The following is a 24,444-nucleotide window of genomic DNA, read 5'->3' on the forward strand; positions in this document are numbered from 1 at the left end:
CTCAGAACCTACCGATCATCAGGATCTTCAGGTCGGCATCCGGCTTGAAGTCGCTTGCCTTATATTCAAGCGAATTGCCGGTGGAGGACGCGCTGAGCCGTCCCGGACAGAAGCTGACCAGATGATCGCTGTTGCCTGGATCGATGGCCAGCCTAAATGACCGGATCGGCCCGGCCCAATTCGCGCCGGTCTTGAGTATGTACGAGATACGCCGCTCCTGCAGCTTCGCGTCGTTGGTCTCGCTCTTGCCAGCGCGCTTGTCCAGCTCGGCGAGGAATGCATCCGTGATGCAATACTCCTTCCGGTAGCGCTCGACCTCCGGAGCGAGTGCGCTACTGTGGCGCAGACTCGAGCGCAGGATGGTGTCGGGGCTGGACCCGACGCTCGGGCGATACTGATGTTCGACAACGACTGTGCGCGTCGGCGGAAACACCTGCTGGCGCACCGCCGACGTCTTGGTTACCCAGCCTGGAGCATATTGCTGGCGACCGTTGTCGCTCATACCAGCAGGCATCAGAAGACCGTCGTCCACGAGCCGCGTTCCGGTCGCCGCCGGAAGGTCGGTCATCCGCATCTCGCGGCCACCGATCGGCAGCAGCGGCAGCTTGAGCTGATTGAGCAGGGCCGTGACGTCCTTGCTGCCAACCATGGCGCGCTGATGAATGGTCAGCTGCACCGGGCTGCCGTCGATCTTGGTCTCGAAGTCGACGAAGTTGAGCGGGTCGCTCGATGGCAGTGCAACGTTCTCAGCCTCCGACAGGTCGATATCGGGCAGCGGAAAGGCAACAGTGAGCGTGACCGGTTTGGTGGTGGTATTGGCGAATTGGTAGCGAACGCTGATCCTGTCGAGCGCGATATGAAGGTCCTCGCTCTGCATCGCCACGTCATTGGTACGAACGAACTGGAGCCCGCCGATCGACAATTCTGCAGCTGAGTCGTTGGCCTGCGCCGGCCAACCGGTCGCAGCCAACAGCGCGACCATCAAAGCCCCCGACCGGAACCGTGGCAGGGTTGACGGTCCCATCACCATGATATCCTCCATTCAACGTCGCCGGCTCCGGCGAAGGTCAGTCGATCGCCCGATAAAGATCGCCCCACTCAGACTTCCAGATACCGTCTGGGTCGCAGACCACAATCGCGACCTTCATGTCGTTGGCAAGCCGGACGGCGCCGCGAAAGGCGTCCTGGGCGGGCAACTGACCGCTGACCTGGTCCGTGGTCAGCCGACCCCCACTGGCCGTGGCTGGGAACACGATCGATCCGGAATTGCCACCATTGTCGCGCTTCAGGATCAGAGTGATCGCGTCAGGCTGAATTTCGTTGACCTGCTCAAATCTGTTTCTAGCCATGATTTTGCATCGCAAGATGAGGAGGTTCGAACAATCACCGTCCAGTGATAGAATTGAACGCGATTGAGATGGCTTGCCACTAATTGATGCGCCGCACTGACGCAGTCTTGGATTGGTCGATCCGACGCGGCAAACGGTTCGGGGACATTGAGGCGAAGATGCTTCGTCGAACTAGGTGGATCTGGATATTCGTTTTCGGCGTAGCCAGTCTCGCCACCGGGGCGTATGCCGACGATACAGTTGTGCGAAGCTTTGCCGGCGGTTCAGCTGCCTCCATGGTTGGGATCGTTCCCGCCAGCGAGGACGTCGAGCTGGCAGGCCCGCAGGCGCTCGGCACCGACGGGCGGGGCAACCTGTTCATGCTCGATCAAGTCAACGGACGCATTCTCCAGTTCGATCCCAAACAATCGAGTGTCGATCCTGACATCCTCAAGATGCCGAACGACGTCCAGCCGACCGACCTCGTTGTGCGCAATGACGACATCATGGTTTGGGACGGCGGCGTGCGCACGTTGAGGGCGGCGCCGGGTCAGTCTACGCGCGGTCTCGGTGGAGACGTGATCCAGCTCGAGGAGGTCTCGACCCGTGGCACTGACGACCAGGTCGCCGCCTCGGCCTTCGCCCAGATGGGGTCGCAGCTGCCCAGCAGCGCAACCGACCTGCTCGACAAGAACACCCGCGCGGCCATCATCCGGACGACGCGGCAGCCCGACCGGCAGTACATTGCTTCCCGCGGTAAGGGATCGATCATCGCCGATATCATTCCAGATAAGAGCAATGCCAGCGTACGGATTGAGATCCAAACCATGGTCACCAACGAGACCATTGGCCAGCTCAGCCTGCGCGTGCGCAACCAGCTTGGCACAGTGGAGTTTCTCGAGATCGACAACAGCGACCGCTTCTATGTGTTGGCCGAGGACATTCCGACGTCGGCGAAGAACGCTTCCACATTCGTCGCACGCTATGCCGCGAACGGGCGCCTCGAAGGAATCTACGAGCTACCTCTGGAGAATACGCCGCTCACCAGGCGGTTCGTCACGGTTTCCGGCGATGGCGAGGTCTATTTTCTGCGTACCAAGACGGACGGCGTCGATGTGGTGGGTGTCGGCTTCCGCCCCTTGGGCAAGGTATCGGTGATCGACGCGCGACCGTCGCCGAACGCGGCCGGCGCGCCGGCGCGGCAGCCCGACACCAAGTTCGACGCGATAACCGCCGTGCGTCCGTCCAATCGCCAGCAGGCGATCGAGACAGCGTTTGCATTCGAGGGCATCCAGTGGAAGCTGACCCCCGCGAACTATGGCAGCGATCCCGACACTCAATGCAGTGGCTTCGAGCGCGTTCGCCGGCCTTGGTATCTCCAAGGCAAGGTAAATCAGGAAGTGCGTGGTGTGCCCTATTGCTGGGGCTGCCACGGCTCGCTCGCGAACTTCAGGCAGCGGATTGAGAGCGGAGCGCTGGCTGGCAATGTCTGCACCCGCAATGCGCCGCGGCCGGACGTGGCCGGTGTTGATTGTTCTGCATTCGTCAGCGCCGCATGGGGCCTCTCCGTACACTACACGACGGCCGCGATCCCCTCGATCGCGGGGCCTGTGGCAAACCCTTGGGACCTGAAGCCGGGCGACGCGCTGAACAAGCCAGGCTCCCACGTCATGTTGTTCCTGCGGTTCACTCCCGATCGCAAAGCGGAGGTGATGGAATCCTCGACTGGTGGCTGCAACGGGCGTGTCTGCCGCAACGTCTATCCGTTGGCGAGCCTGCTCGCGCGCGGCTACGCTCCAGTCCGCTTTCGCGCTTTCGCAGATGATCAGACGACCGTTTCAGCAAATGCCTATCAGGAAACCGATGCGCGGACGGGCCGCAGCTCCGCAAATAAGAGGCGATGAACCGCGCGTCTTGTTGGCGTTACAGATGGGTATGGAATACTGCTCGCAGGCTGCTCCAGGCACGTGGATGGCATGCCGCCGGCGCCACCGGCGTGTTTTGGGGGTAGACCTTGATGAGCTGAAGGTGGATCACGATGCGAAGGCCCAGAGGACTTGAGCACAAGATCGGGCGGTTCTGCGCCGCTATTTTGCTCGCGACATTGATCGGACTGCCACTTCCGCGCGCGCATGCTGCAAGAGGACTCTCGATCAGCAATCCAGACGGGGGGGCCGTGCGTGCACTCGTGATCGGGATCGACGATTATCAGCATGTGCGCAAGCTGAAGGGCGCGGTAGCCGACGCCGATGACGTTGTGTCGAGCTTGAGGACGATGGGAGTCGGTGATGTCACCGAACTCACCAACGCCCAGGCCGACAGGGAAACCATCTTGCGTGAGATCAGCGCACTGGTGCAGCGGACAAAGAACAATGACCTGATTTTCCTGTCAATCGCCGGTCATGGCACGCAAGAGCCGGAGCGCGTCAAGGGTTCGGAACCGGACGGGATGGAGAATGTGTTCCTGCTTCCTGGCTTCGAAACCACGCCGGCCGGGTCTGTTCAGAGAATTCTGGGTGGCGAATTCAATCATTTCATCCGGCAGTTTGAGCTGCGTGGGGCGAAGGTGATTTTCGTAGTGGATACCTGCCATGGTGGCGGCATGGTGCGCGATATCGATCCACGTGCCGCGGAGATGAGCTTTCGTCAGGTGCCGCGCTATACGCTCCTGGTCGATGAACTGAAGCCGGTATCAGACAGCGATGATCCGAAGTCCGAACTCGACCTCGATCACACTGCGTTCATCGCTGCGGTTGATCGTTACACCAAGGCGCCGGAAGTGCGAATCCCCGGGATCGATGGCCTGCGCGGGGCTCTAAGCTATGCAATCGCACGGGCAGTGGAAGGCAGCGCGGACATCAACCATGATGGGAAGGTGACGCTCAAGGAACTCTTCAGCAATGTTCGGCAGGTGGTCTATCAGCTGTCAGACCAGCGGCAGAATGTCGTGACGATATCATCGCCGGCGCAAACACCGGAGACCGACGTCGCCTTTGAATTGACGCGCGGTGTGGTGCTGATCCAGGGGCCGACCGCGAGAGCAGCCTCAGGTCAGTCCGGAGCAGCGGCGCCTGCCGAGGGACAGGCACCTGCGCCGCCTGTCACGGCGACGGCGCCGACCGCTCCGGCCAGCGCCGCGCCGACGGCGCTCCGCCTCGCGGCGCCGATCCGTCTGGCAGCGCTTGACGGCAAGATGAGCTATTTCGCGAGCGTGAAGCCGCAGGATGTTACGGTGCAGGCCGTTCAGCCGACGGACAATCCCGACCTGATCTGGGATCCTGTGTCCCACGACGTCATCGCCTGGGGTGATGTGGTCGCCTATGGGGTGGACGTCGCCAACTTGCCGACGGTCGTTGATCGGGCCGCAGCAATTCGTGAACTCAAGCGCATGGCGACACGGTCGCCGCAGATCATGCGAATGTGGCCGGACGATCGACAGCAGCGCAGCGGACAGACCGTCGAAGTTGACCTGTCGGACGTAGCCTCAAGGGCGGTGCTGCTGTTCAATGTGTCCGGCGATGGTACGATCCAGATGCTGTATCCGGTGGGCTCCGATGCGTCGCTCGCCCGATCGACGAATCTGCGACTGCCGCTGAAAGTGCAGGAGCCGTTCGGTGCGGAGCAGATCGTTGCGGTAACCTCACAGCAACGCATGGTGGATTTAGAGACGGTCCTGACGCAGCTCAACCGGCGTCGCGCCTCAGGTCAGCTGATCAAGGGCCTTGAGCATTATTTGCCTGCGGACGCGCGCATCGCGTCCATCAGTTTCTTTAGCGTTCCCTGACGTTTTGGGAAGCCGGCCATGCCGCCACCGGAGCCCATCCGCCGCGAGCGACCATGGCGAACATTCGTGCTGTTGCTGGCGGGAAGCGGGACCGCCCTGGCAGCACCGCTGCCATCGGCATCGCCAGATCCAAGCACGATGAATGCGCCGTGGCTTCGGCGCGTACAGACCGCCCCTGGGCAGACCAACGGCGCAAGCCTGTCCTTGCAGATATTGCCAGGCGAGACCGTTGCCGTCGGCAGCAAGGTGTCGTTTGGTGTGACGACCAGAAAGGCGGGATACCTCATTCTAGTGGATGTTGATGCCGAAGGACGGATGTCCCAGATCTTTCCGACTCCCGAACTGTTGGCACAGTCGGGCGAACGCGACATCAATTTCGTCAAGCCCGGTGTCGAGTTCGTTGTTCCAACCCCGGCGGCACGGCAACGTGGCTTTGAGTATGTTGTTGCTCCGCCGAGCGGGTCCGCTGTGATTGTTGCGATCCTGAGCGAGCGGCGCGTGCAATTGCTCGATTTACCCGACTTGGCGCGCAAGCCGCAAAGCCAGTCCGACGCGTTGAGTTACCTATCGGCTTGGACCAGTGAGTTACGCGTGCCGGACGTCGGCAGTGGAAGGCTGATGTCGAACAGCTGGTCGTTCGACGCCAAATCGTATTCCATCAGGTGATCAAGGCCCGTTAGAGCCAGGTCACGTACGCGAACCTGTTTCGAAACACCACCATCACGGCCGGCGGCCGGTTGCCTCAGAACCTGAACCCGAGCGTGAGAGTGCCAGATGATTCCATCTTGCCGTCAGCCGAACAACTCCCGTTAAGCGCAATCTTCACGCGTCCGAACCGCGCGACGTCGACACTGACTCCGACGCGAGAGAAATCGTTCGGCGAACTCGGGATGACAAAATTGACGTTATCGAGCGCCCAGAACGGCAGCTTACCCTGCAAGTCGGTCTTCCAGAGCAATTCAACGAAGATATGTCGCAGGGCATCGGGATCGACGATGATGGTGCCCTTGGCATCCGTGACCACGAATCCCATCTCGTCGATGTGGAAGTTGCAAATCCGCTTTGATACGGCGCAATGCACCGAGGTGAGATCAGGCAGGTTCTGGGAATCACCGAACCGCGCGGAAGCCTTGGGATCCATCGCTGGGGTCCGCGAGTCGCCGGTTGCACTGGGTCTTTCCGCCGCAAAGGTCTGCCAGATTTGCCGAAAGCCGATGCCATCGGTGGCCAGGAATGAGGCCATCCCAAAGAAATGGCCTCGGCCAGATTTCTCTCCGCGAAAGAAGACATTGTTGCCGCCGGGATATTTCAGGTTGGTGAGTACATCCAGCAGGCGCTTGTGGTCCTGGGCGACGAAATTGATGCCGTCGAGTACGAGCCGCCCCGCTTCCAGATGCGGGCCGATGTGGTTATTGAGATCGACGCCAAGGCCCTCCATTCGCCGGTAGATCGTCTTGAAGACATCGGAGTCTTTCGCGGTGACGATTCGGGCGCGCCGCAGGACATCGAGACGTCGCGCGTTGTCTTCTTCCAGAATGTAGATACGGCACAAGCCGGGCCGATCGATCGCAATGTCGAGGTGCACGTGCGGAGGTTTGCCGGTCTGCGTGAATCCGACGCTCTTGACGCCGGCTTTGAGCCACGGATCATAGCCCGGCATGTCGATCTGATCGGATCCCAGCCGCGGGGCCTTTCCGGCGGCGTCCAGCAACTGCCGCCAGTTATCGCACATGAAATCAAAGCCGAGTGGATTCCAGTACGGCACGAGGTCGTGGATCTTGTAGAAGCCGTAGAGCTGAATTCCGGCCTCGCGGAGTTCCAGCGCAACCTTGTTCATGTCCGCACGCATCGCGGAGCGGTCTTGGGCCGTACTTCCGGCCCTCGGCGCGGTGTTTGGGTTGAAAGGTCCTTCCGTCATGTCCGCGAAGTCCTCCTCGCACCCGCAAGCAAGACTAGCATCCGATCGGGTGATCGGCTAGTTGGCGCCCGCCACTGAGTGCATCCAGGCAATGCTACAGCTTGCTCAGCCGACTGAAGAAGCCGCCCCGAGCGATCATGTAATGAATGTCCTTCGGAAAGGGAAACGCATCTCGAACGTTGGAAATTGCCTGTCGGAGGAATTCTCCGTGCTGAGGCTTCGGTTTGTGCGTCAATGGAGCATTGTCGGCGACCTGCGGAATCATGAATTGATCCACGAAAGCCGGGTCCAGATCGTTGACCCTGACCAACTGGCCAAAAGCTGGAAATACGTCGTAGTGACCCAAGCTCACGTTGAGATTCTTGAGCGCAGGGCGCTGGGACTGAGTTCTGTCGCCCTCGGTCGTCGCCAGCCCACGTCCCATCAGGTCCAACTTCACCGACTGCGGGAGTGTTGACGGACCATAGATAATCTCCAGCGAACATCCGTTCTGTCCCGACAACCATTGATACCAGAATGTAGCGTCGTCAGGCTGCGCTTTCGCCCCGTAAAGGCAGTCAAAGCCCCAACATGCCCTGAGGTTCGACTGATATTTTCCCAAGCTGCCGACAAGATTGCGCATGGCGTTCCCGCCGCCAGAATGGCATGCGATGATCAGCTTGCCGATTTGGAGCAGAGGAGGAGAGCTCGAGACAGAACCCAGGAACTTTGCAAGTCCCGCAAGAACCTCCTCGAGGTAGCGTTCGCCCCAGTTTGGGGTCGCCAGGTCCTTCACGCTGTAATTTCCGGCAAAGCTTTCGCCAACGGCATATTCGTAACCGAGGAATGGCGCGATCAGCACCACGTCCTTACCCGAATCCCGAACTTGTTCACGCAATCGCGCAGGATCGTTGTGGAATAGGAATTCATGATCTTTGACATAGAATCCGTGCAGCCAGATCACGAGGTCGAGCTTGGTGGCCGAAGTTATGTGCTTCGGCGGAAGGTAGACCGCGGTTGGCTTCATGCAAGGCGCGGTTCGCTTCGTGAACAATGTCACCCCTGGGAAGGTGCCAATATCCTTCTGCTCCAGCTCACATGGCACGCAGGTCGCTCCGCTTCGGCCAGGGGCTCGCTCGACACGCTCATGATACCAAATCAACGGCCTGCGACGACGCTGTCCAGGTCCCGCCGCGCTAGTTGCAGACCTCGGCATTGGGATCGGCGCCGTAACCGCCTCCGCCGCGGTATTCGAGATGGCAGCCGCGCTTCACGGGACGGCATGTCAGGTCGTTGCAGTAGATCTGCCCTGCTGCGCCCGAGGCGCTGCGCCTCGAATTATCCGCCTGCGGCTTCGGGCTCGCCGGTCGTCGCGGAACGTCCGCTGTGGGCTCCGGCTCACGGGCAGCACGATCTGCACGCGACGGGCGGTCGTCCATATTGCGCTTTGCAACCGGCTTCTTCCCGCGCCGCTTCTCGCATTCATTGTCGTCGTTGAGGAACGAGCCCTCGGCACAGGTGATTTTGCTGCACTGGTCGCCGTCGGGCCGGTAGCCGTGGTCACAGATCAGCGGGCAAACTCGCGACGGCCTGAGCTTGATCGCGTCAAGCGCATCGAGACTTGCGAGCTTGGCGTCCAATTTGGTTCCCGCGTGCCGGTTGAAGAGTGCCAGTGAGCGCTGCGAAGCCGCATTCCATTTGCCATCGACGGCCCCGGTGAAACAGCCAACGCGACTCAATTCGTTCTGTACCGACTTGACGAGATCGGTCTGGGGTGGCTCGGTGCTCAGGGCGGCGATCTTCGCGCCCTTCTCGTCCTCAGCGGGCGTAGCGCCTGCAGGATTGTTTGAGGCTGCATTCTGAGCGGCAAGCTTATTCCCCGATGCGATGCCGGCTGCCGAGCTTTCGGATTCCCTGCGCTTCCTCTCCGCCTCGACTGCTTGCTCCTGCGCCGCCTGTTTTGTCCTTTCGGCAGCAATGCGGGCCTCTTCCGCAGCCTTCAAATCCGCAGCCGCCTTCTCCTGGTCGGCGCGCTGCGCCCCATCCGAGGCAAGCCGAGCTCGCTGCTGTTCGGCCTGCCGTGCCTTCTCGGTCGCTGCAACGCGTGCGTCCTCCGCGTCGATTTGGGCAAGCTGAAGCTTGGCCAGGCTAGCGTAGAATCCATCCGGATGCTGGGCGAGGAAAGCGCTCAAGGCGGCCTTGTTGCCGAGCTGCAACGCTAGCTCGTAGTCACGACGGACCTCCGACTGCGGGTTAGCTGGCGGCGCTGTTTCCGCCGCTTTGGGGGCAGGCACCAGCGCAAAATCTTCGCCGCCAAGCGAGCCGTAGACGTAAGGCTCCTGTCGATTGCCCGTGGCCTGCAAAACATCGTCGCGGACAAAGCCGAAGGCCCTGCGCAAGTCGAGCCCAGGCTTTGCAATGTACTTGATCAAGGCCGTCGCGTATGGACTGTTCTTGCTGTTGCCGTCGAGCGCTGTCAATCCAGCCTTAGCGGCAAATGCGATCAGCGTATTGGATACTGTGGGTTCGACCCGGGCCAACCCGCGGCTGATCGATCTCGAGGCGATCGTTCGTTTCATCGAGTCGGCAAAAGGATTGTTACGGCAGGCGTCGACGATCACGACCCGTAGCTGCCTCGCCGGCTCGATTGCCAGCAAGACACGGTCGAGCGAGAACGCCTCGTCATAGATATCTGTGTCGCGTTCAAGTCTGGCGTCTGTCGGGATCAGATAGTTTGTGCCATCGATCTCGATCCCATGACCTGCATAGTAAACCAGGGCGATGTCGGCATCGCGGGCCTGATCGGCGAAATCTCTCAGTGCCCGCCGCATGTCGGTGAAGGAAAGGTTGAGCCTTGAGTCAACCACATCGAATCCTGCGCCTTTTAACGTCGCAGCGATGGCCGCAGCGTCGTTGGCCGGGTTTGGAAGCAGCGGTGCGTTTTGATAACTGGAATTGCCGAGCACCAGAGCCACGCGTTTCGTCGCCCAGGCTGGCTGAGAAACGAGGAATAGCGAAGCAGCAAGAAGAACAAAAAATCTGAGGTGCGTGTACAAGCTCATGGCGCAACGTCCAGCATCTGCCCCGAAGAGGGATAGCGTCAACGAAGATGGCCGCGCAAAATCCCACCGCACGCTACTGGCGGCCGCTTATCTCCGTACAGTAACCCCGATCCATTCCTGATGTTGTCGTTCTGTGAAGTGAAGACGTTCAAGAAAGCACGGAAGATTGTAGAGGCCAAAAGCGTTGCTCGGTTCGCATGAGGATAACCGCGTCTATTGGCGGTTTGTTGCGATGCGAGATGGTCCTTGCTCGTCGGTGCCGCTGAAGCGGTGTGCGCGCGATTCCGCTGAGCGATCGACGGGGCATGGCGAAATAGTATCGTGATTTCAGAAGCTTAGTTCGGGGAATTGCTGTCCATCGTCATTTGCTGTGCGCCGCCCGCCTGACACGCACAACAGTCGGTCGGTGACGAATTCTGGTGCGTTCCTGAAAACGCGTGGCTAGTGCGTTGCCGCGTGAAGGAAAGGCATGGCGGCTGTCGAGAGACTCCCATCTATCTTTCCTGCCAATTGTCTACAGCACTGATTTGGAATCTTCCAAGCACCTTTGGAATTTGTCCAAACAAGGTGTCAACTGACTCGAGTGGTCGACGGTGCCAATGTCCACGGTACCGGCGAAGTAATCGCTCTCACCGATCACCGTTGCGAGAGATGTGATGCAGCACACATCAGGAACTCGGATGAGGCGCTATTCAGGCCTTCCGCTCCCGAAAATCAACCGAGAGTCTCATGAAGCGCCTGACAATTTGTGGACTGATTGCCGTTGCGTCGCTCGTTGCCGCAACGACTATCTTGCGATCACACACGTGGCCAGTTGTCTGGACAACCGGAGCGGCCCGTTTCGCCGGCGTGCAAGAGCACCAAACCGGATCGCAGGCGGACAAACTTCCGGTTCAAGACTTCGATGATCGATCGTTGGTGTTTCCCCGCGAAAAATGAGGGCCCCACACGCGGGGCAATAGGCCGCCGTCAGGCACCGGGCGCGCCAACAACGGCATCCTTGAACCGTCAAGGGCCCATGAAATTGGTGAGACCGGGTTGCATGCCGGTTAGGCTGCCGGATAGTCCCAGGAACTGGAGCGTTGCACCGAGCCGGTCGACTTCCAGAATCGCCAGCAGCAGGGCCAGCACGACCGCGATGAAGATGAGCAGGGGAGACGCTTCCTGGTTGGTCCGACTAGGAAGATGCGATAGCCAGGTGTGAAGCCGTCGCGATAACACCTGCAAATACGCTTTCGGTCGTATGTAATGGCTGGCCCCAGCTTTGAGGTCCTAAGTGGAGCTTAGGCCCCCGTGCTGCGGTGCTCAAGACGCTGCTCGTCGCACTGTGGAACGGAACATACAGGGCCATCGTTTTGGCTGCGCAGCAAAATTCAAGCAGAATGGGATGGTCGATCCCGCCTCATAATCGCCTGGACGGTGAATGAACCTAGGTTTGCGTCTCTCCGTTGTGCTCCTCATGGCTGCGCCGCTAGCCGGGCCCGTGCATGCGCAATTGATCGGGCATGGTGGCCCCGTGCGGGCGGTCGCCGTCTCGGTGGACGGTAAGACGGTGCTGTCGGGAAGCTTCGACACCGCGGCGATCCGATGGTCGCTGGCAACTGAATCCGCCGAGCAGGTGTTGCGCTTGCATGCGGATGCGGTGAATGCGGTCGTGTTCCTGGGCGAGACAAGAATGGCAACGGCCGGCGCGGACGGACGCATCGCGATCTGGACCGCTGGCCGACAGCAACCTGACCGAGTCTTCGAAGGTCATACGGGGCCTATCGTCGCGCTCGCTGTCTCGCCGGATGCGTCGACACTCGCGTCGGCCTCGTGGGACCGCACCGTGCGGCTGTGGTCCCTATCGGACGGCACGTCGCGCGTGCTGGAAGGGCATTCGCAAAACGTCAACGGCGTGGCGTTCATGCCGGACGGACAATCGCTCGTGAGCGTGGGCTACGACCTAACGGCGCGGATCTGGCGTTTGGCGGACGGCACGTCCGAGATTGCCACGTTCCCTGCGCCATTGAACGCAGTGGCGATTGCGCCGGATGGCGAGATCGTCACGGGCGCGGCGGACGGAAAGTTGCGCATGATGGCCGCCGATGGCAAGGAAAGCGGCAACGTCGTGGCCGACGCCACGCCAATCGTTGCCCTTGCGATCTCGCATGACGGCGCGTTGATTGCCGCGGCCGGCATTGGCGGCAACGTGGCGATCATCGATCGTAAGGCGCGCAGCGTGTTGCGCACGCTCGTCGGACCCGGCAGGCCGGTCTGGTCCGTGGCGTTCCTGCCCGATGGCGGCGCGACGCTTCTGACCGGCGGCGCCGACGGCAAGATCAGTCGCTGGAATGCGCTGACAGGCGACGCCGTCGGCTCGAAGCTGTCGGGCACGCCAGCCGACCCGCTCGCCGCCTATGCCGGCGATCACGGCGCCGAAATCTTCAGGGCCTGCGTCGCCTGTCACACGTTGTCCGACAAGGAAACGCAGCGCGCGGGCCCGACGTTGGCGGGATTATACGGTCGGAAGATCGCGTCGTTGCCGGGCTATCGCTTTTCCGATGCACTCAAGACCATGGATATCGTCTGGACGCCCGAGACGGTTGCAAGACTGTTCGAGATTGGTCCGACTGCCTATACACCCGGCACCAAGATGCCGGAGCAGCGTATCGGTTCGCCGGAAGATCGCCACGCACTCACGGCGTTTCTGGCGCGCGTTACCGCGAAGTAGCCATTTGCGCGAATGCTATGCTCTTAGTTCTTGTGGTCACGTTGGCGCAAATAGTCATCGGTCGTCCGCGGCGGGGCCCTCTCGGGCACACCGGCGGACGGATCGAATTGCTGTTCGCTCATGACGATGACGCGGCAGTCGGCGCACATCCGCAAGGCGTCGAGGCGCTTGTCGCCAACCGGGTACATCCAATGCCGGCCCTCGAGCTTTGCCGCGATCCGGTCGATCGTGCTCTTGACGCCGAACGGCGTGCCGCAGCGGACGCACAGCGCGGGCTCTTCCTCCTTGATCACGACCGCGGGTGCGCGGGCCGCGCGGAAATCGATCTGCGGCCTGAGACTGATGACCTTTTCGGGACACGTGCTCTGGCACAGGCCGCATTGCACACAGGCGTCTTCGGCGAACTTGAGCACGGGCCGTTCGGGATCGTCGCGGAGCGCGCCGGTCGGGCACACCGAGACGCAGGACAGGCACAAGGTGCATCCATCCGTGTTGACGCTGATCGCGCCGACGGGCGCGCCTTGCGGCAGAGCAACCACGTCGACCGGCGTTGGCGCCAGGCGGTGTAATTCGCTCAAGGCAAATCGAAGCAGGTCGCGCCGCTTGCCGACGGTCTTGAAGGTTGCGGGCGTCTCGACCGCCGCAAGCATCTCGATCCCCCCCAGTTGCGCACCGAGCGCGTCGGGATCGTCGGTTTCGATCGTCGCGACGCGGCATCCGTCAAATCCAAGGCCGATAAGAATGGCTTCGGCCATGGCAATCGTCTGCGATAGCCCGGTCACCTCGTGCCGTGGTTTTTCACGCAGCAGGAACCGTACGGCGGATGCGCCATGGGCGAATGCGCCGATGACCGCTTCGAGCCCGACCTGCGTCAGCTCGTTGACGGCGAGGGGAAGTACGTTAGCCGGTAATCCGCCGCCATGACGGGCGAGCGCATGGATCAGTGGCGTGCCGTGCGGGCTGTCATGCAGCAACAGCACTGCATGAGCGCCGCCGGCCGCTCGATAGGCGAGCAACATGGCGCGAAGGATCTGCAGCTGAGTATCGGCTGGCGGCAGCGCGTAGGATGCAGCTCCTGTGGGGCAAGCAGCCGCGCATTGACCGCACCCTGCGCAGACTTCTGCGTTGACGGCCACATGGTCGCCGTCTGGCGTGATCGCACCGGTCGGGCAGAGATCGAGGCAGCGATGGCATCCGGTCAACTTCGAGCGCGAATGTGCGCACAGGCTGGGCGTGAAATCGACATATCTCGGCTTGTCGAAACTTCCGACGAGATCGCGAGCGGCGAGTACCGCACGCAGCACGGCTGCGGGATCTCTCGGATCCGCGCGGAGATAGCCGTCCCGCAGCTCGTGCGCGGCAAACAGCGGCGCCTCGCCGGAGAGGTCGAGCACGACATCGCAGCGCGAGGTCGCTCCGTTGCGCGGGGCTTCGAACACGAAGCGATCGCGCGACGACGGGCGGGGCTGCGCGTAGTCGTCGATCGTGAGCTCAAAGGCACCAAAATGTCCCCGCGTGTTGCGGATAGTGCCCTTCACGATCGGGAAGACTGTCGTCGCAGGCGGCGTGATGTCGGTCGGCTGCTTGAGCATCACCGTTACATCGAGGTGGCCTGCCAGGAGCCTGCCTGCTTCGATCGCCGCCTCATCGCGCCCATAGATCAGGATGATGCCGTCGCTCGACAGCGTGACCAGCGGATAGTCCGGTGCGGAGATCGTAGCGGCCGCAAGCAGCGCGGCCATCTTCGCGCCCGCATTAGCGCCCTCGCGCGACCAGCCCGCGGTTTCGCGGACGTTGACGAAGCTGATCCCAGCCGGGCGTTCGCCGGCCTCGTCGGTAAACTGCGCCGCCTGCTGCGTGCAGGCGACCGTCAGCGCGCCGTCCGCCTTTGCGGCACTGCGGAAATCGTCGAGTTCCGCACCGCAGAGATGACGAAAGGTTTTGATGTCACAGTTGGGGCATCCACGTCGGATCGCGGCCGTGTCGAGGCGCATCGTGTCTTCGCACGAGCAGATCAGGACGGTCTTTGCTGGTTGCTCCAGGTTGAGCCCTCCGTCAGTGCGGCGCGGAGGACGGACTCGCGCCGACCTATTGCCTCGTATAGATATTTCCAATCGGGAAGAAAAGGAATGTGGAGGCCGACTTGCCGTCGACGCCCGCCAGCCACGTTTCCCTGGCGGAACCCATCCATCTGCCGCCGCCGTTCACACTCGTCCGGTTGCGCGAGAGCGGAGATGCCTTTGCCCACGCTTGCCGCATTGCACCCGAGAGGGGTGCCGGCACGCTGGCCTATGTCGGGCGGTTCGATCTCGCCGAATTCGCCGTGGTGCTCGAGCCGGGCGAAGCCTTGAGCACGGCTAGGCGCGCCTTCTACGCCGGCATGGTCGCGCTCACCGACGCTCTTCGTGCCTATGCGCCGCCGAGCAAGACGGTTGCGATCGACTGGCCAGATGCGGTCCGGATTGACGGCGGCCTTGTCGGCGGCGGGCGGATGGGATGGCCATCGTCCGCGCGCGAGCACAAGCCGCCGGCATGGCTCGTGTTCGGTGCCATGATCCGGACCGTCACAATGACCGAGCAGGGGGCCGGTGTTCACCCGCTGGCGTCCGCGCTGGATGAGGAGGGGTTTGGCGAGGCGGGCGCAGCGCAAGTAACGGAAAGCTTTGCGCGGCACCTTATGCGGGCGATCGACAGTTGGCAGGTTGATGGCTTTGACGGCATCGCGCGCGATTATCTCAGTCGCTTGGCCCGCGAACGGGAAACCATTCTGCGGATCGACGATTGCGGCGATCTCCTCACGCGCCGCATCAACACTGATCGGGCTGGGCGGAGTGAGCTCGCTAAGGCGCTCGCCACGCCATCCTGGCTTGATCCGAAGCTTGGAGGGCCGCGCTTGTGAAGCTGCTACGGACCATCGCGCTCGATCCCTCAGACACCTTCGTGTTCGACTTTGCCGCCGGATCAGGCGAGTGGGCCGTCTCCGGCGCCTTCCGCTTCTGCGATCAGGACCCTGCCAAGCTCAGGGGCAAGGCGCGCGCGGCCTTTCGCAGCGGCTTTCTCGGCGCGCAATCCTGGGGCTGGTCGACGCTAGCGCAGATCGTTCCGGCGACGGAGGATGATTGCCGGGCGCTGATCGAACTCCTTGCCAGGCAGCTCGTCGATCGCTTCGGCGCGCCGGATCTGGCAACCGCGCGGACGGCTGCGGAGGAGGAAGTCGCTTTTGTGCAATCGCTCTGCACCCATCCGATCAGCTCGCTCATTGCCGTCCACCGATCGGCGAGCGATGGCGAAGTCCGGGAGGCGTTCCGCAGGCTGCAACTGCGGAAAGCGCAGGGCCATGGCAAGGCATTCTCGTTCATGGAAATGGAGGATGATGTCGAGCCTGACCTTGATCTCCACCTTGCCGATATGGGCGAGGAGCGGCGGCGATGAAAGATTTCTGGATCGCGTGCGGTCACCATCTGCTCGATCGCGACGAGAGCGGCGGGCTTTGCGTCACCGACGAGTTCCTGAAAGCCTATTTTGCCCGTCCCGAGCTGATGCCGCCGGACGACGCATGCCCGGTCGAGCGGCGGTTGCATCGTGAGTTGCTCGCCGATCCGCGCCAGCCCGTCAGCGCAGGCGAGATCGCTGTGATCGCAGATGCGGACGCCCGAGAAAACTGGAACTTCGTGCTCGCCTTTCGCGATCTCCTCCTCCGGCATTCGACACTTGAGGCTGCCTATCTCGCAACCGTCCATTCGCGGGCCAGCAACCTGCCGCCGCTGTTCGTCAATCAGCTCGTGCAGGTGATCCTGCGCAACGCTCTCGATGACTGCGACGACGCGTACGTGCTGCGCGCTGCGGAACTGTTCTTCCGTCCCCAGCGCATCCTGCCGCATGATCAGGCCCTGCTGCTGGGGGATGAGGAGGTCGTCGGCGGACGCAACCCAGCTCCCGTGCTTTCGCTGATGTCGATGCTGGGAGCTGTGACCGACGCCCAGCTGGACGTATTGAGCGACGGAAATGCCGAGGAATATTGGCGGCGTAGCGACCATTTCGACATGGCTTTCGACCTCACCTCAGGCGGCCGCGGACCGGCTGCGCTGGCGCAGGCGATGGCGCGCTGGATCTCCCATCTGCTCGCGATCGACGTCGCGATCGAGCCGCTGCGGGAGCTGCATGAAGCGCGGCTCAGCTGGTATGTCGGGCTCGACGCCGACGCCACCAGTCTCGGCGACCGTCTCTGGCATGGCGAGCAGCTCGATGAACCCAGTGCCGGACGAGTGTTGTCGTTGTTTCGCCTGACGTTTGCCGACGCGAGCGCGGCCACCGAGGATATGCGGGGCGAGTCGATCTATTTGATCCTGGCGATGACGTCCGATCGGAAGCTCGGGATGAAGCCGCAGAATCTGTTGACGGGGCTGCCGATCAAGCGCCTGGAGATGGTGACGTGAGCCCCGCCGCGCTCCCACTCCTGCGCATTCCCATCGGCATCGTCGTCGAGCGGCGCAAGGCGGACTCGCCTTGGACCGACTTCGTCTGGCGCGCTGTCGCCGTGCTGCCCGATGAGCCCGAGACAAAACCCTGGACGGTGCTCCGCGAAGAGGACAGCAAAACCCTGCTCTATGCCGGTAGCGCCACAGTCGATCTCTACACGTCCGAGACGGCGCGCTATCGTGACAATCTCGCCTCGGGCGCTCCGAGCATCTGGACCGTCTTGTCGCCGGCTGAAGGTGCGTGGCCTTATTCGCTGGCGGCTGCCACGGCCGATCCTGCGGAGGGCGAGGCGTTCACCGAGGCCGGCGCCAATCTCGTCGAGGCGGTGCCGATGCCCGAGGTGCTGCGCGAGGCGATTGAAAGTTTTGTTGCCGAGCACCACGTGGAACGGGAGTTCTTCAAGCGCAAGCGGCGCCAGGCCGATCCGGAGGCGCTGGCGCGCCGCCAACATCAAGGCGGACACGAATGAGCGAAGACAAGCTGGACGAGGACAAATTCCTGGCGCGCTGGTCTCGCCGCAAGCAGGCGGCGAAGGCGAATGCCGCGCCGCCGGCCACGGCAATTCACGAGGACGTGCAATCTGCACCGCCGCCGGCCACCAGCGACGACCAGGCCGAATTCGACCTATCGAGCCTGCCATCGATCGACACGATCACATCAGCAACCGACATCAAGGCATTCCTGCGCAGGGGGATTCCGCCGGAGCTGACACGTGCGGCGCTTCGTCGCGCCTGGAGCGCAGATCCTGCCATCCGAGAGTTCGTCGGACTTGCGGAGAACGCGTGGGACTTCAACGACCCGAACGCGATGCCGGGTTTTGGACCGCTTGACTGTTCCAACGAGCAACTGGCGGCACTCATTGACCGGATCGTTGGCGTCGTGCGCGAGGCGGCTCAAACGTTGCCGGAGAGATCGGTCGAACCCGAGGATTCTTCAGCCGAACCCGTTGCCAATGCGGCCGAGCCTGCTGTGATTGAGTCCGCTCCTGTTGCAGCGCAACCGGCGGTGACCGAGGAGAGGGAGCATGAAGCCGCGCCCGTGCGGCGTCGCACGCATGGCGGTGCGCTGCCAATCTAGATGCTCAGACCAAAGGCTATAGCGTCAGGCTATGGACAGGCGTTGACCACCCGCGGAGCCAAGACTAGGATTCGCTAGTTCTTTGTAACAAAAGCAATAATCAGGCGGCCGGGGACTTTGCAGACGCGGACTTGATGGGAGGTCCACGTGCGAGATGATGGTCTCGATCGCGCCATTGACGCCGCCGGCGGCGTGGCCAAGCTCGCGCGCAAAATCGGCATCAGCCAACCCTCCGTCTCGAACTGGAGCAAGGTTCCTGCACAACGGGTGATTGCGGTCGAAGCCGCTACCGGCGTCTCGCGCAATGACTTGCGGCCGGATCTATACAGCGAGCCGCTCGTGTCCGAAGAGCTGATTGATCCCGTCGACGCGGCGCGCTCGCGCGAATATTTGCTGCTGGCCACGCTCTTATCCGCGGCGCCGTCAGAAAAGCTGCTTGATCAACTGGCTGCGTTGACCGGCGACGCGACGCAGCTTGGGCGGGCGCATGCTGCACTGGCCGTGGCCGCTGCCGGGGCGGTCGCAGCGAAGGTCGAACGCGAATATTTCGATCTGTTCGTTGGTCTCGGCCGCGGCGAGCTCTTACCTTATGCCTCCTACTATCTGACCGGCTTTCTCAACGAGCGGCCGCTGTCGCGCCTGCGTGCCGACCTCACCGCGCTCGGAATCCAGCGTGTTGCGAACGGTTCGGAGCCGGAGGATCACGCGGCCATCCTTTGCGAGATCATGGCAGGTCTTGCCGGGGGCCGCTTCGAGGCGTCGTCCGAAGCGCAGCGCGCCTTTTTCGAGAAACACGTCGCGCCCTGGATGGGGCGGCTGTTCGCCGATATCGAGAGCGCGGAGAGCGCCAACTTCTATCGTGCGGTCGGCGCACTCGGTCGCGCCTTTGTCGAGATTGAGACCGAAGCATTCACATTCGCCAACTGACTTGCACGCGCAGGTCCAGGAGAGATGCGATGAGTGAAGACAGGAAAACCTTAGTCGGGCGCCGCGGCTTCCTGCGCAAGGTGGGCGTCGGCACGGTGGGCGCCGGCGCGACGCTCGCGACACCGCTGGTCGGGTCCGCGCAGGCCGACAGCGAGACCAACGATGAGAAGCGCAAGGCACGCTACAAGGAATCCGATCACGTCAAGGCCTTTTACCGCGTCAATCGCTATCCGGCTAAGGGAGGCTGACCGTGCTGATCAAGCGAACACACCAGCATTCCCTGCGCCACGGCTCGGTTGCCGTCTCCCTTGCAACTCAGGCCGGCGGCCTCGACCGCCGTAGTTTCCTGCGCAAATCCGGACTTGCGGGCGGCGCGCTCGCAGCACTTGGCACCCTGCCGCTCGGCAGCGTCCGCAAGGCGGAGGCGGCGATGGCCGGTCCGCTCACCGCGGGTGCAACCGTCCGCAAGAGCATTTGCACGCATTGTGCGGTCGGATGCACGGTGACGGCGGAAGTCTCGAACGGGGTGTGGATCGGCCAGGAGCCGAGCTGGGATTCCCCGATCAACCGTGGCTCGCATTGCGCCAAGGGAGCCTCCGTGCGCGAGCTCGTGCACAGCGAGCGGCGGCTGCGCTACCCGATGAAGCTCGTGGACGGGCAGTGGACGCGGGTATCTTGGGAGACCGCGATCAACGAGATCGGCGACAAGCTTCAAGCTGTGCGTGAGAAGTCGGGCCCCGATTCCGTCTATTGGCTCGGCTCGGCCAAAATGACCAACGAAGGCGCCTATTTGTTCCGCAAGCTCGGTGCGTTCTGGGGAACCAACAACACCGATCACCAGGCGCGCATCTGTCATTCAACCACCGTCACCGGCGTGGCCAACACCTGGGGCTACGGTGCTATGACCAACAGCTACAACGACATACGCAATGCGAAGACGCAAGTCATCCTGGGCGGCAATCCGGCCGAGGCGCATCCGGTCTCGCTACAGCATCTGCTCGAGGGCAAGGAGCTGCAAAAGGCCAACCTCATCGTCATTGACCCGCGCCTGACGCGCACGGCTGCACACGCGACGGAATATGTGCGAATGCGGCCTGGCACCGACATCCCAGTGCTCTACGGCATGATGTGGCACATCCTCCAGAACGGCTGGGAGGACAAGGAATTCATCCGGCAGCGCGTCTACGGTTTCGACGACCTGAAGAAAGAGGTTGAGAAGTGGCCTCCGGAAGAAGTCGAGCGTGTGACAGGCATTCCCGGCGAGCAGCTCAAGCGCGTCGCCAAGATGTTTGCCACGGAGAAGCCGGCTACGCTGATCTGGGCCATGGGCCAGACCCAGAAGACCGTTGGTACCGCCAACGTTCGGGCGAGCTGCATCGCACTGCTGATGACCGGAAATGTCGGCGGTGCGGGCAAGGGCGCCAACATCTTCCGTGGCCACGACAACGTGCAGGGCGCGACTGATGTCGGGCTCGATATCGTCACGTTGCCGTTCTACTACGGCCTCGCCGAAGGCGCCTGGAAGCATTGGTCGCGGGTTTGGGAGGTCGACTACGAATTCCTGAAGTCGCGCTTCGATTCCAAGCAGATCATGGAAACCCCCGGCATCCCGCTGACGCGCTGGTTTGAGGCGGTGACGCTGCCGAAGGATCAGGTCGCGCAGAAGGACAATGTGAAGGCGGTGTTCGTGCAGGGACACGCCTCCAACAGCATCACCCGCATTCCTGAATCCCTCAATGGCCTGAAGGCGCTTGAGTTGCTCGTGATCGCGGACCCGCATCCGACGACCTGGGCCTCGCTCGCGGTCGAAGCCGGACGCAAGGACGGCGTCTACATTCTTCCGGTTGCCACTCAATTCGAGTGCAAGGGATCGCGCGTGGCCTCAAACCGCTCGCTGCAATGGGGCGAGCAGATCGTGAAGCCGGTCTTCGAATCGAAGGACGATCTCGAGGTCATCTATCTGATGGCGAAGAAGCTCGGCTTCGCCGACCAAATGTTCAAGAAAATCAAGGTCGAGAACAATCTTCCTGAAGCAGAGGATGTCCTACGCGAGATGAACCGCGGCAGCTGGTCGACCGGCTATTGCGGGCAATCGCCCGAGCGCCTCAAGGCTCACATGAAGAACCAGGCCAAGTTCGACATGCTGACCATGCGGGCGCCGAAGGACGATCCCGAGGTCGGCGGCGATTATTACGGTCTGCCGTGGCCGTGCTGGGGAGCACCCGAGGTCAAGCATCCCGGCACGCCATTGCTGTACAATACCAATTTGCATGTGATGGACGGTGGCGGCACGTTCCGGCCACGCTTCGGTCTCGAGCGCGAGGAAAAGCTGCCGGACGGCACGACGCGGAAAGTGAGCCTGCTCGCGGATGGCTCATACTCGCTAGGGTCGGGAATCCAGGATGGCTACCCGGAATTTACGCTGGCGGTTCTGAAGAAGCTCGGCTGGGACACCGAGCTCACCGAAGCTGAAGTGGCCGTGATCAACAAGATCAGTCCGGCCAATCCGGACACGGTGTCGTGGTCGCTCGACCTGTCGGGCGGCATCCAGCGCGTCGCGCTGGCGCATGGCTGCGTTCCCTATGGCAACGGCAAGGCGCGCATGAATGCGTTCGGCTTGCCCGATCCGATTCCGGTTCACCGCGAGCCAATCTACACGCCGCGCGTCGACCTCGTTGCCAAATATCCGACGCTGCCGGACGCCAAGCAGTTCCGCATGCCCAATATCGGTTTCTCCGTGCAGAAGGCGGCGGTGGAAAAGGGTATCGCCAAGCAATTTCCGCTCATCCTGTCGTCCGGCCGTCTGGTCGAATATGAGGGCGGCGGCGAGGAGACACGCACCAACCCGTGGCTCGCCGAATTGCAGCAGGACATGTTCATCGAGATCAATCCTGGCGATGCCGCCGATCGCGGCATCAAGGACGGCGGCTGGGTTTGGGTCACCGGCGCTGAGAACAATTCCAGGGCGCGAATGAAGGCGCTCGTCACCGAGCGGGTCGGCAAGGGCGTGGCCTGGATGCCTTTCCACTTCGGCGGTTGGTTCGCGGGCAAGGATCTGCGCAGCAACTACCCGAAGGGCACCGACCCGATTGTGCTCGGCGAAAGCGCCAACACGATCACCACCTACGGCTACGATCCCGCGACGGGCATGCAGGAGCCCAAGGTCACTCTCTGCCAGATCGCGGCGGCATAAGGAGCAACGGCCATGGCACGTATGAAATTTCTCTGCGACGCCGACCGTTGCATCGAATGCAATGCCTGCGTCACCGCTTGCAAGAACGAGCACGAGGTGCCCTGGGGCATCAACCGACGCCGTGTCGTCACCATCAATGACGGCAAACCTGGCGAACGATCGGTCTCGATGGCCTGCATGCACTGCACCGATGCCCCCTGTGCGGCGGTCTGCCCGGTGAACTGCTTCTACACCACCGCCGATGGCGTGGTGCTGCACTCCAAGGACCTCTGCATCGGCTGCGGTTATTGCTTCTACGCCTGTCCGTTCGGCGCGCCGCAATATCCCAAGGTCGGCAACTTCGGCTCGCGCGGCAAGATGGACAAATGCACCTATTGCGCCGGAGGCCCCGAGGCCGACGGCAGCAAGGAGGAGTACGAGAAGTACGGCGCCAACCGGCTCGCCGAAGGCAAGCTGCCGCTGTGTGCCGAGATGTGCTCCACGAAATCGCTGCTCGCCGGCGATGGCGAGATCATAGCGCAGATCTACAAGGAGCGCGTGATGAAGCGCGGCTACGGATCGGGCGCATGGGGCTGGAAGACGGCCTATCGTGAGACGATCGAGTCCTGATGCGGGTCGCGAGCTAGGGCGGAGGAACATCCAGGAGGAGTTCATGGCGTCATTTGGAAAGTTCATTCGGCCGGCCTTCGGCGCCTGGGCTCTGCTCCTGCTCGTCATGGCGGCGCCTGTCCCGGTGAGCGCCCAGCAGATCAATCCGACCGCGAGCTCGGTGAAGGAGCAGCAGCTGTTGCAGGAATTCGACCGCATCCAGGGCCGGGTCAGCATCCCGGACCAGCGGTCAAGCGTGCTCGTGCAGCCGCAGGGGCGCGAATGGCGCGAATTCCGCACCGTGATACTGCGCTGGATCGGCGGCGTTGCGATCATCGGCATGCTCGCCGTGCTCGTGATCTTCTATCTCACGCGCGGCATGGTTCGTCTCGAAAGCGGCCGGTCGGGCCGCTCCATCGTGCGCTTCAACGCCTTTGAGCGTTTCGTGCATTGGATGACCGCCACCTGCTTCATCATTCTGGCGATCTCAGGCCTGAACGTCACTTTCGGGCGACCACTGCTCTTGCCGCTGATCGGTCTCGAAGGCTTCTCCGAATGGTCGCAATGGGCGAAGTATGCCCACAATTACCTGAGCTTCCCGTTCACCATCGGAGTCGTGCTGATCTTTCTGATGTGGATCGGCGGCAACATCCCGAACAAGGTGGACGTCGAGTGGATGAAACGAGGTGGCGGCATCGTCGGGCATGATCATCCGCCGGCCTATCGGTTCAACGCCGGCCAGAAGGCAATCTACTGGATCGTGGTGATAGGCGGCGGTCTGGTCGCCGCGAGCGGCTATGTCCTCATGTTCCCGTTCTACACCACGGGGATTGAGGGCATGCAGATGGCTCAGATCGTTCACGCCGTCATTGCCGTTCTGTTTATCGCCGCGATGCTGGCGCACATCTATATCGGCACCCTCGGCATGGAAGGTGCCTTCGAGGCGATGGGATCGGGCGAGGTAGACGTCAATTGGGCACGCGAGCATCACAGCCTGTGGGCGGACGAGGAACTGGCGCGCACGGGTCCGAACGGCAGTCAAAGACAGCCGCGCCACGCAGCCTCCGCGGCGGAGTAGCAGCAGAGAGCGGCCTTTGCCGATCCCTAGAGGCGTACGCCAGTGGTCGCAAAGGCCTGTGCGACGGGCTCTTGGATGCTGCTTAGCACCACAGCCGAGGCTGCCGCGATTACGACAGCCGCCACGCAGGCGAGCAAGAAGGCTTTCATCCGAATCCTCCACAATCCGGGATGGTGCGATCATCGCCCGAAAGTCTCGCAGACGAATCGAGGTGGCAGTCCAGTCCACGGGTGGTCATAGCGGCCCGACCACCTCTTCTGATCGGTGGAAGGATATCCTCGAAAGGCTCGGTCGGTAAGTCGAAAAATAACAAGACGC

At 62.2% G+C, this 24,444-nt stretch carries 23 protein-coding genes; 15 read left to right on the forward strand and 8 right to left on the reverse strand.

Annotated features, from left to right (window positions below; genetic code table 11):
• Position 1: 1 nt before the first annotated feature.
• The gene (locus tag QA640_RS18995; RefSeq protein ID WP_283042114.1) at positions 2-1,030 is read right to left on the reverse strand and encodes a DUF4424 domain-containing protein; all 1,029 of its coding nucleotides are present in this window, start codon (positions 1,028-1,030) and stop codon (positions 2-4) included.
• A 37-nt stretch (positions 1,031-1,067) separates the two neighbouring features.
• A complete protein-coding gene (locus QA640_RS19000; protein ID WP_283042115.1) occupies positions 1,068-1,349 on the reverse strand; it encodes a hypothetical protein in 282 nt (93 codons plus the stop codon).
• Positions 1,350-1,507: 158 nt separating this feature from the next.
• Between QA640_RS19000 and QA640_RS19005 the strand changes: the two genes are divergently transcribed.
• The 3 genes from QA640_RS19005 to QA640_RS19015 all read left to right on the forward strand — a co-directional run bounded on the left by QA640_RS19005 (position 1,508) and on the right by QA640_RS19015 (position 5,778).
• Positions 1,508-3,232 (forward strand): hypothetical protein, encoded by a 1,725-nt coding sequence (locus QA640_RS19005; RefSeq protein ID WP_283042116.1) that lies wholly within the window; start codon positions 1,508-1,510, stop codon positions 3,230-3,232.
• Between the two features lie 284 nt (positions 3,233-3,516).
• A complete protein-coding gene (locus QA640_RS19010; RefSeq protein WP_283042117.1) occupies positions 3,517-5,112 on the forward strand; it encodes a caspase family protein in 1,596 nt (531 codons plus the stop codon).
• Positions 5,113-5,130: 18 nt separating this feature from the next.
• Positions 5,131-5,778 (forward strand): DUF4384 domain-containing protein, encoded by a 648-nt coding sequence (locus tag QA640_RS19015; protein ID WP_283042118.1) that lies wholly within the window; start codon positions 5,131-5,133, stop codon positions 5,776-5,778.
• A gap of 76 nt (positions 5,779-5,854) precedes the next feature.
• Here QA640_RS19015 and QA640_RS19020 read toward each other — a convergent pair whose 3' ends face one another.
• From QA640_RS19020 to QA640_RS19030, 3 genes are all read right to left on the reverse strand, one after another.
• Positions 5,855-7,030: a hypothetical protein gene (locus tag QA640_RS19020; protein ID WP_283042119.1), complete on the reverse strand. Its 1,176-nt coding sequence runs from the start codon at positions 7,028-7,030 to the stop codon at positions 5,855-5,857.
• A 94-nt stretch (positions 7,031-7,124) separates the two neighbouring features.
• Positions 7,125-8,036, reverse strand: a complete 912-nt coding sequence (locus QA640_RS19025) for a hypothetical protein (protein ID WP_283042120.1) — start codon at positions 8,034-8,036, stop codon at positions 7,125-7,127.
• A gap of 169 nt (positions 8,037-8,205) precedes the next feature.
• On the reverse strand, positions 8,206-10,071 hold the full coding sequence (locus QA640_RS19030; protein WP_283042121.1) for a caspase family protein: 1,866 nt from the start codon (positions 10,069-10,071) through the stop codon (positions 8,206-8,208).
• A gap of 729 nt (positions 10,072-10,800) precedes the next feature.
• Between QA640_RS19030 and QA640_RS19035 the strand changes: the two genes are divergently transcribed.
• Positions 10,801-11,010, forward strand: a complete 210-nt coding sequence (locus tag QA640_RS19035; protein WP_283042122.1) for a hypothetical protein — start codon at positions 10,801-10,803, stop codon at positions 11,008-11,010.
• Between the two features lie 69 nt (positions 11,011-11,079).
• Here QA640_RS19035 and QA640_RS19040 read toward each other — a convergent pair whose 3' ends face one another.
• Positions 11,080-11,292, reverse strand: a complete 213-nt coding sequence (locus QA640_RS19040) for a hypothetical protein (RefSeq protein ID WP_283042830.1) — start codon at positions 11,290-11,292, stop codon at positions 11,080-11,082.
• Positions 11,293-11,530: 238 nt separating this feature from the next.
• Between QA640_RS19040 and QA640_RS19045 the strand changes: the two genes are divergently transcribed.
• Positions 11,531-12,784 carry a c-type cytochrome gene (locus QA640_RS19045; RefSeq protein WP_349253733.1) on the forward strand — a complete coding sequence of 418 codons (1,254 nt, stop codon included), beginning with the start codon at positions 11,531-11,533 and terminating at the stop codon, positions 12,782-12,784.
• A gap of 23 nt (positions 12,785-12,807) precedes the next feature.
• Here QA640_RS19045 and QA640_RS19050 read toward each other — a convergent pair whose 3' ends face one another.
• Positions 12,808-14,778 carry a 4Fe-4S binding protein gene (locus QA640_RS19050; protein WP_283042125.1) on the reverse strand — a complete coding sequence of 657 codons (1,971 nt, stop codon included), beginning with the start codon at positions 14,776-14,778 and terminating at the stop codon, positions 12,808-12,810.
• Between the two features lie 149 nt (positions 14,779-14,927).
• Here QA640_RS19050 and QA640_RS19055 point away from each other — a divergent pair, with 149 nt between their 5' ends.
• From QA640_RS19055 to QA640_RS19100, 10 genes are all read left to right on the forward strand, one after another.
• A complete protein-coding gene (locus QA640_RS19055) occupies positions 14,928-15,683 on the forward strand; it encodes a biotin/lipoate--protein ligase family protein (RefSeq protein ID WP_283042126.1) in 756 nt (251 codons plus the stop codon).
• Positions 15,680-16,216 (forward strand): DUF6505 family protein, encoded by a 537-nt coding sequence (locus QA640_RS19060; RefSeq protein WP_283042127.1) that lies wholly within the window; start codon positions 15,680-15,682, stop codon positions 16,214-16,216. The genes QA640_RS19055 and QA640_RS19060 overlap by 4 nt, the downstream gene beginning before the upstream one ends.
• Positions 16,213-17,220 carry a DUF6352 family protein gene (locus tag QA640_RS19065; RefSeq protein ID WP_283042128.1) on the forward strand — a complete coding sequence of 336 codons (1,008 nt, stop codon included), beginning with the start codon at positions 16,213-16,215 and terminating at the stop codon, positions 17,218-17,220. Before QA640_RS19060 ends, QA640_RS19065 begins: the two co-directional genes overlap by 4 nt.
• Positions 17,217-17,732: a DUF3305 domain-containing protein gene (locus QA640_RS19070; protein WP_283042129.1), complete on the forward strand. Its 516-nt coding sequence runs from the start codon at positions 17,217-17,219 to the stop codon at positions 17,730-17,732. The genes QA640_RS19065 and QA640_RS19070 overlap by 4 nt, the downstream gene beginning before the upstream one ends.
• An 11-nt stretch (positions 17,733-17,743) precedes the next feature.
• Positions 17,744-18,340 carry a DUF3306 domain-containing protein gene (locus tag QA640_RS19075; protein WP_283042831.1) on the forward strand — a complete coding sequence of 199 codons (597 nt, stop codon included), beginning with the start codon at positions 17,744-17,746 and terminating at the stop codon, positions 18,338-18,340.
• 147 nt (positions 18,341-18,487) lie between these two features.
• Positions 18,488-19,267 (forward strand): Cro/CI family transcriptional regulator, encoded by a 780-nt coding sequence (locus QA640_RS19080; protein ID WP_283042130.1) that lies wholly within the window; start codon positions 18,488-18,490, stop codon positions 19,265-19,267.
• Between the two features lie 29 nt (positions 19,268-19,296).
• Positions 19,297-19,515, forward strand: a complete 219-nt coding sequence (locus tag QA640_RS19085; protein WP_283042131.1) for a twin-arginine translocation signal domain-containing protein — start codon at positions 19,297-19,299, stop codon at positions 19,513-19,515.
• 2 nt (positions 19,516-19,517) lie between these two features.
• Positions 19,518-22,460 (forward strand): formate dehydrogenase subunit alpha, encoded by a 2,943-nt coding sequence (locus QA640_RS19090; RefSeq protein ID WP_283042132.1) that lies wholly within the window; start codon positions 19,518-19,520, stop codon positions 22,458-22,460.
• A 12-nt stretch (positions 22,461-22,472) separates the two neighbouring features.
• The gene (gene fdh3B, locus QA640_RS19095; protein ID WP_225704254.1) at positions 22,473-23,069 is read left to right on the forward strand and encodes a formate dehydrogenase FDH3 subunit beta; all 597 of its coding nucleotides are present in this window, start codon (positions 22,473-22,475) and stop codon (positions 23,067-23,069) included.
• 43 nt (positions 23,070-23,112) lie between these two features.
• Positions 23,113-24,126: a formate dehydrogenase subunit gamma gene (locus QA640_RS19100; protein ID WP_283042133.1), complete on the forward strand. Its 1,014-nt coding sequence runs from the start codon at positions 23,113-23,115 to the stop codon at positions 24,124-24,126.
• 26 nt (positions 24,127-24,152) lie between these two features.
• Here QA640_RS19100 and QA640_RS19105 read toward each other — a convergent pair whose 3' ends face one another.
• Positions 24,153-24,275 carry a hypothetical protein gene (locus QA640_RS19105; protein ID WP_283042134.1) on the reverse strand — a complete coding sequence of 41 codons (123 nt, stop codon included), beginning with the start codon at positions 24,273-24,275 and terminating at the stop codon, positions 24,153-24,155.
• Positions 24,276-24,444 lie beyond the last annotated feature (169 nt).

The organism is Bradyrhizobium sp. CB82, assembly GCF_029714405.1.
Classification (GTDB): Bacteria; Pseudomonadota; Alphaproteobacteria; order Rhizobiales; family Xanthobacteraceae; genus Bradyrhizobium.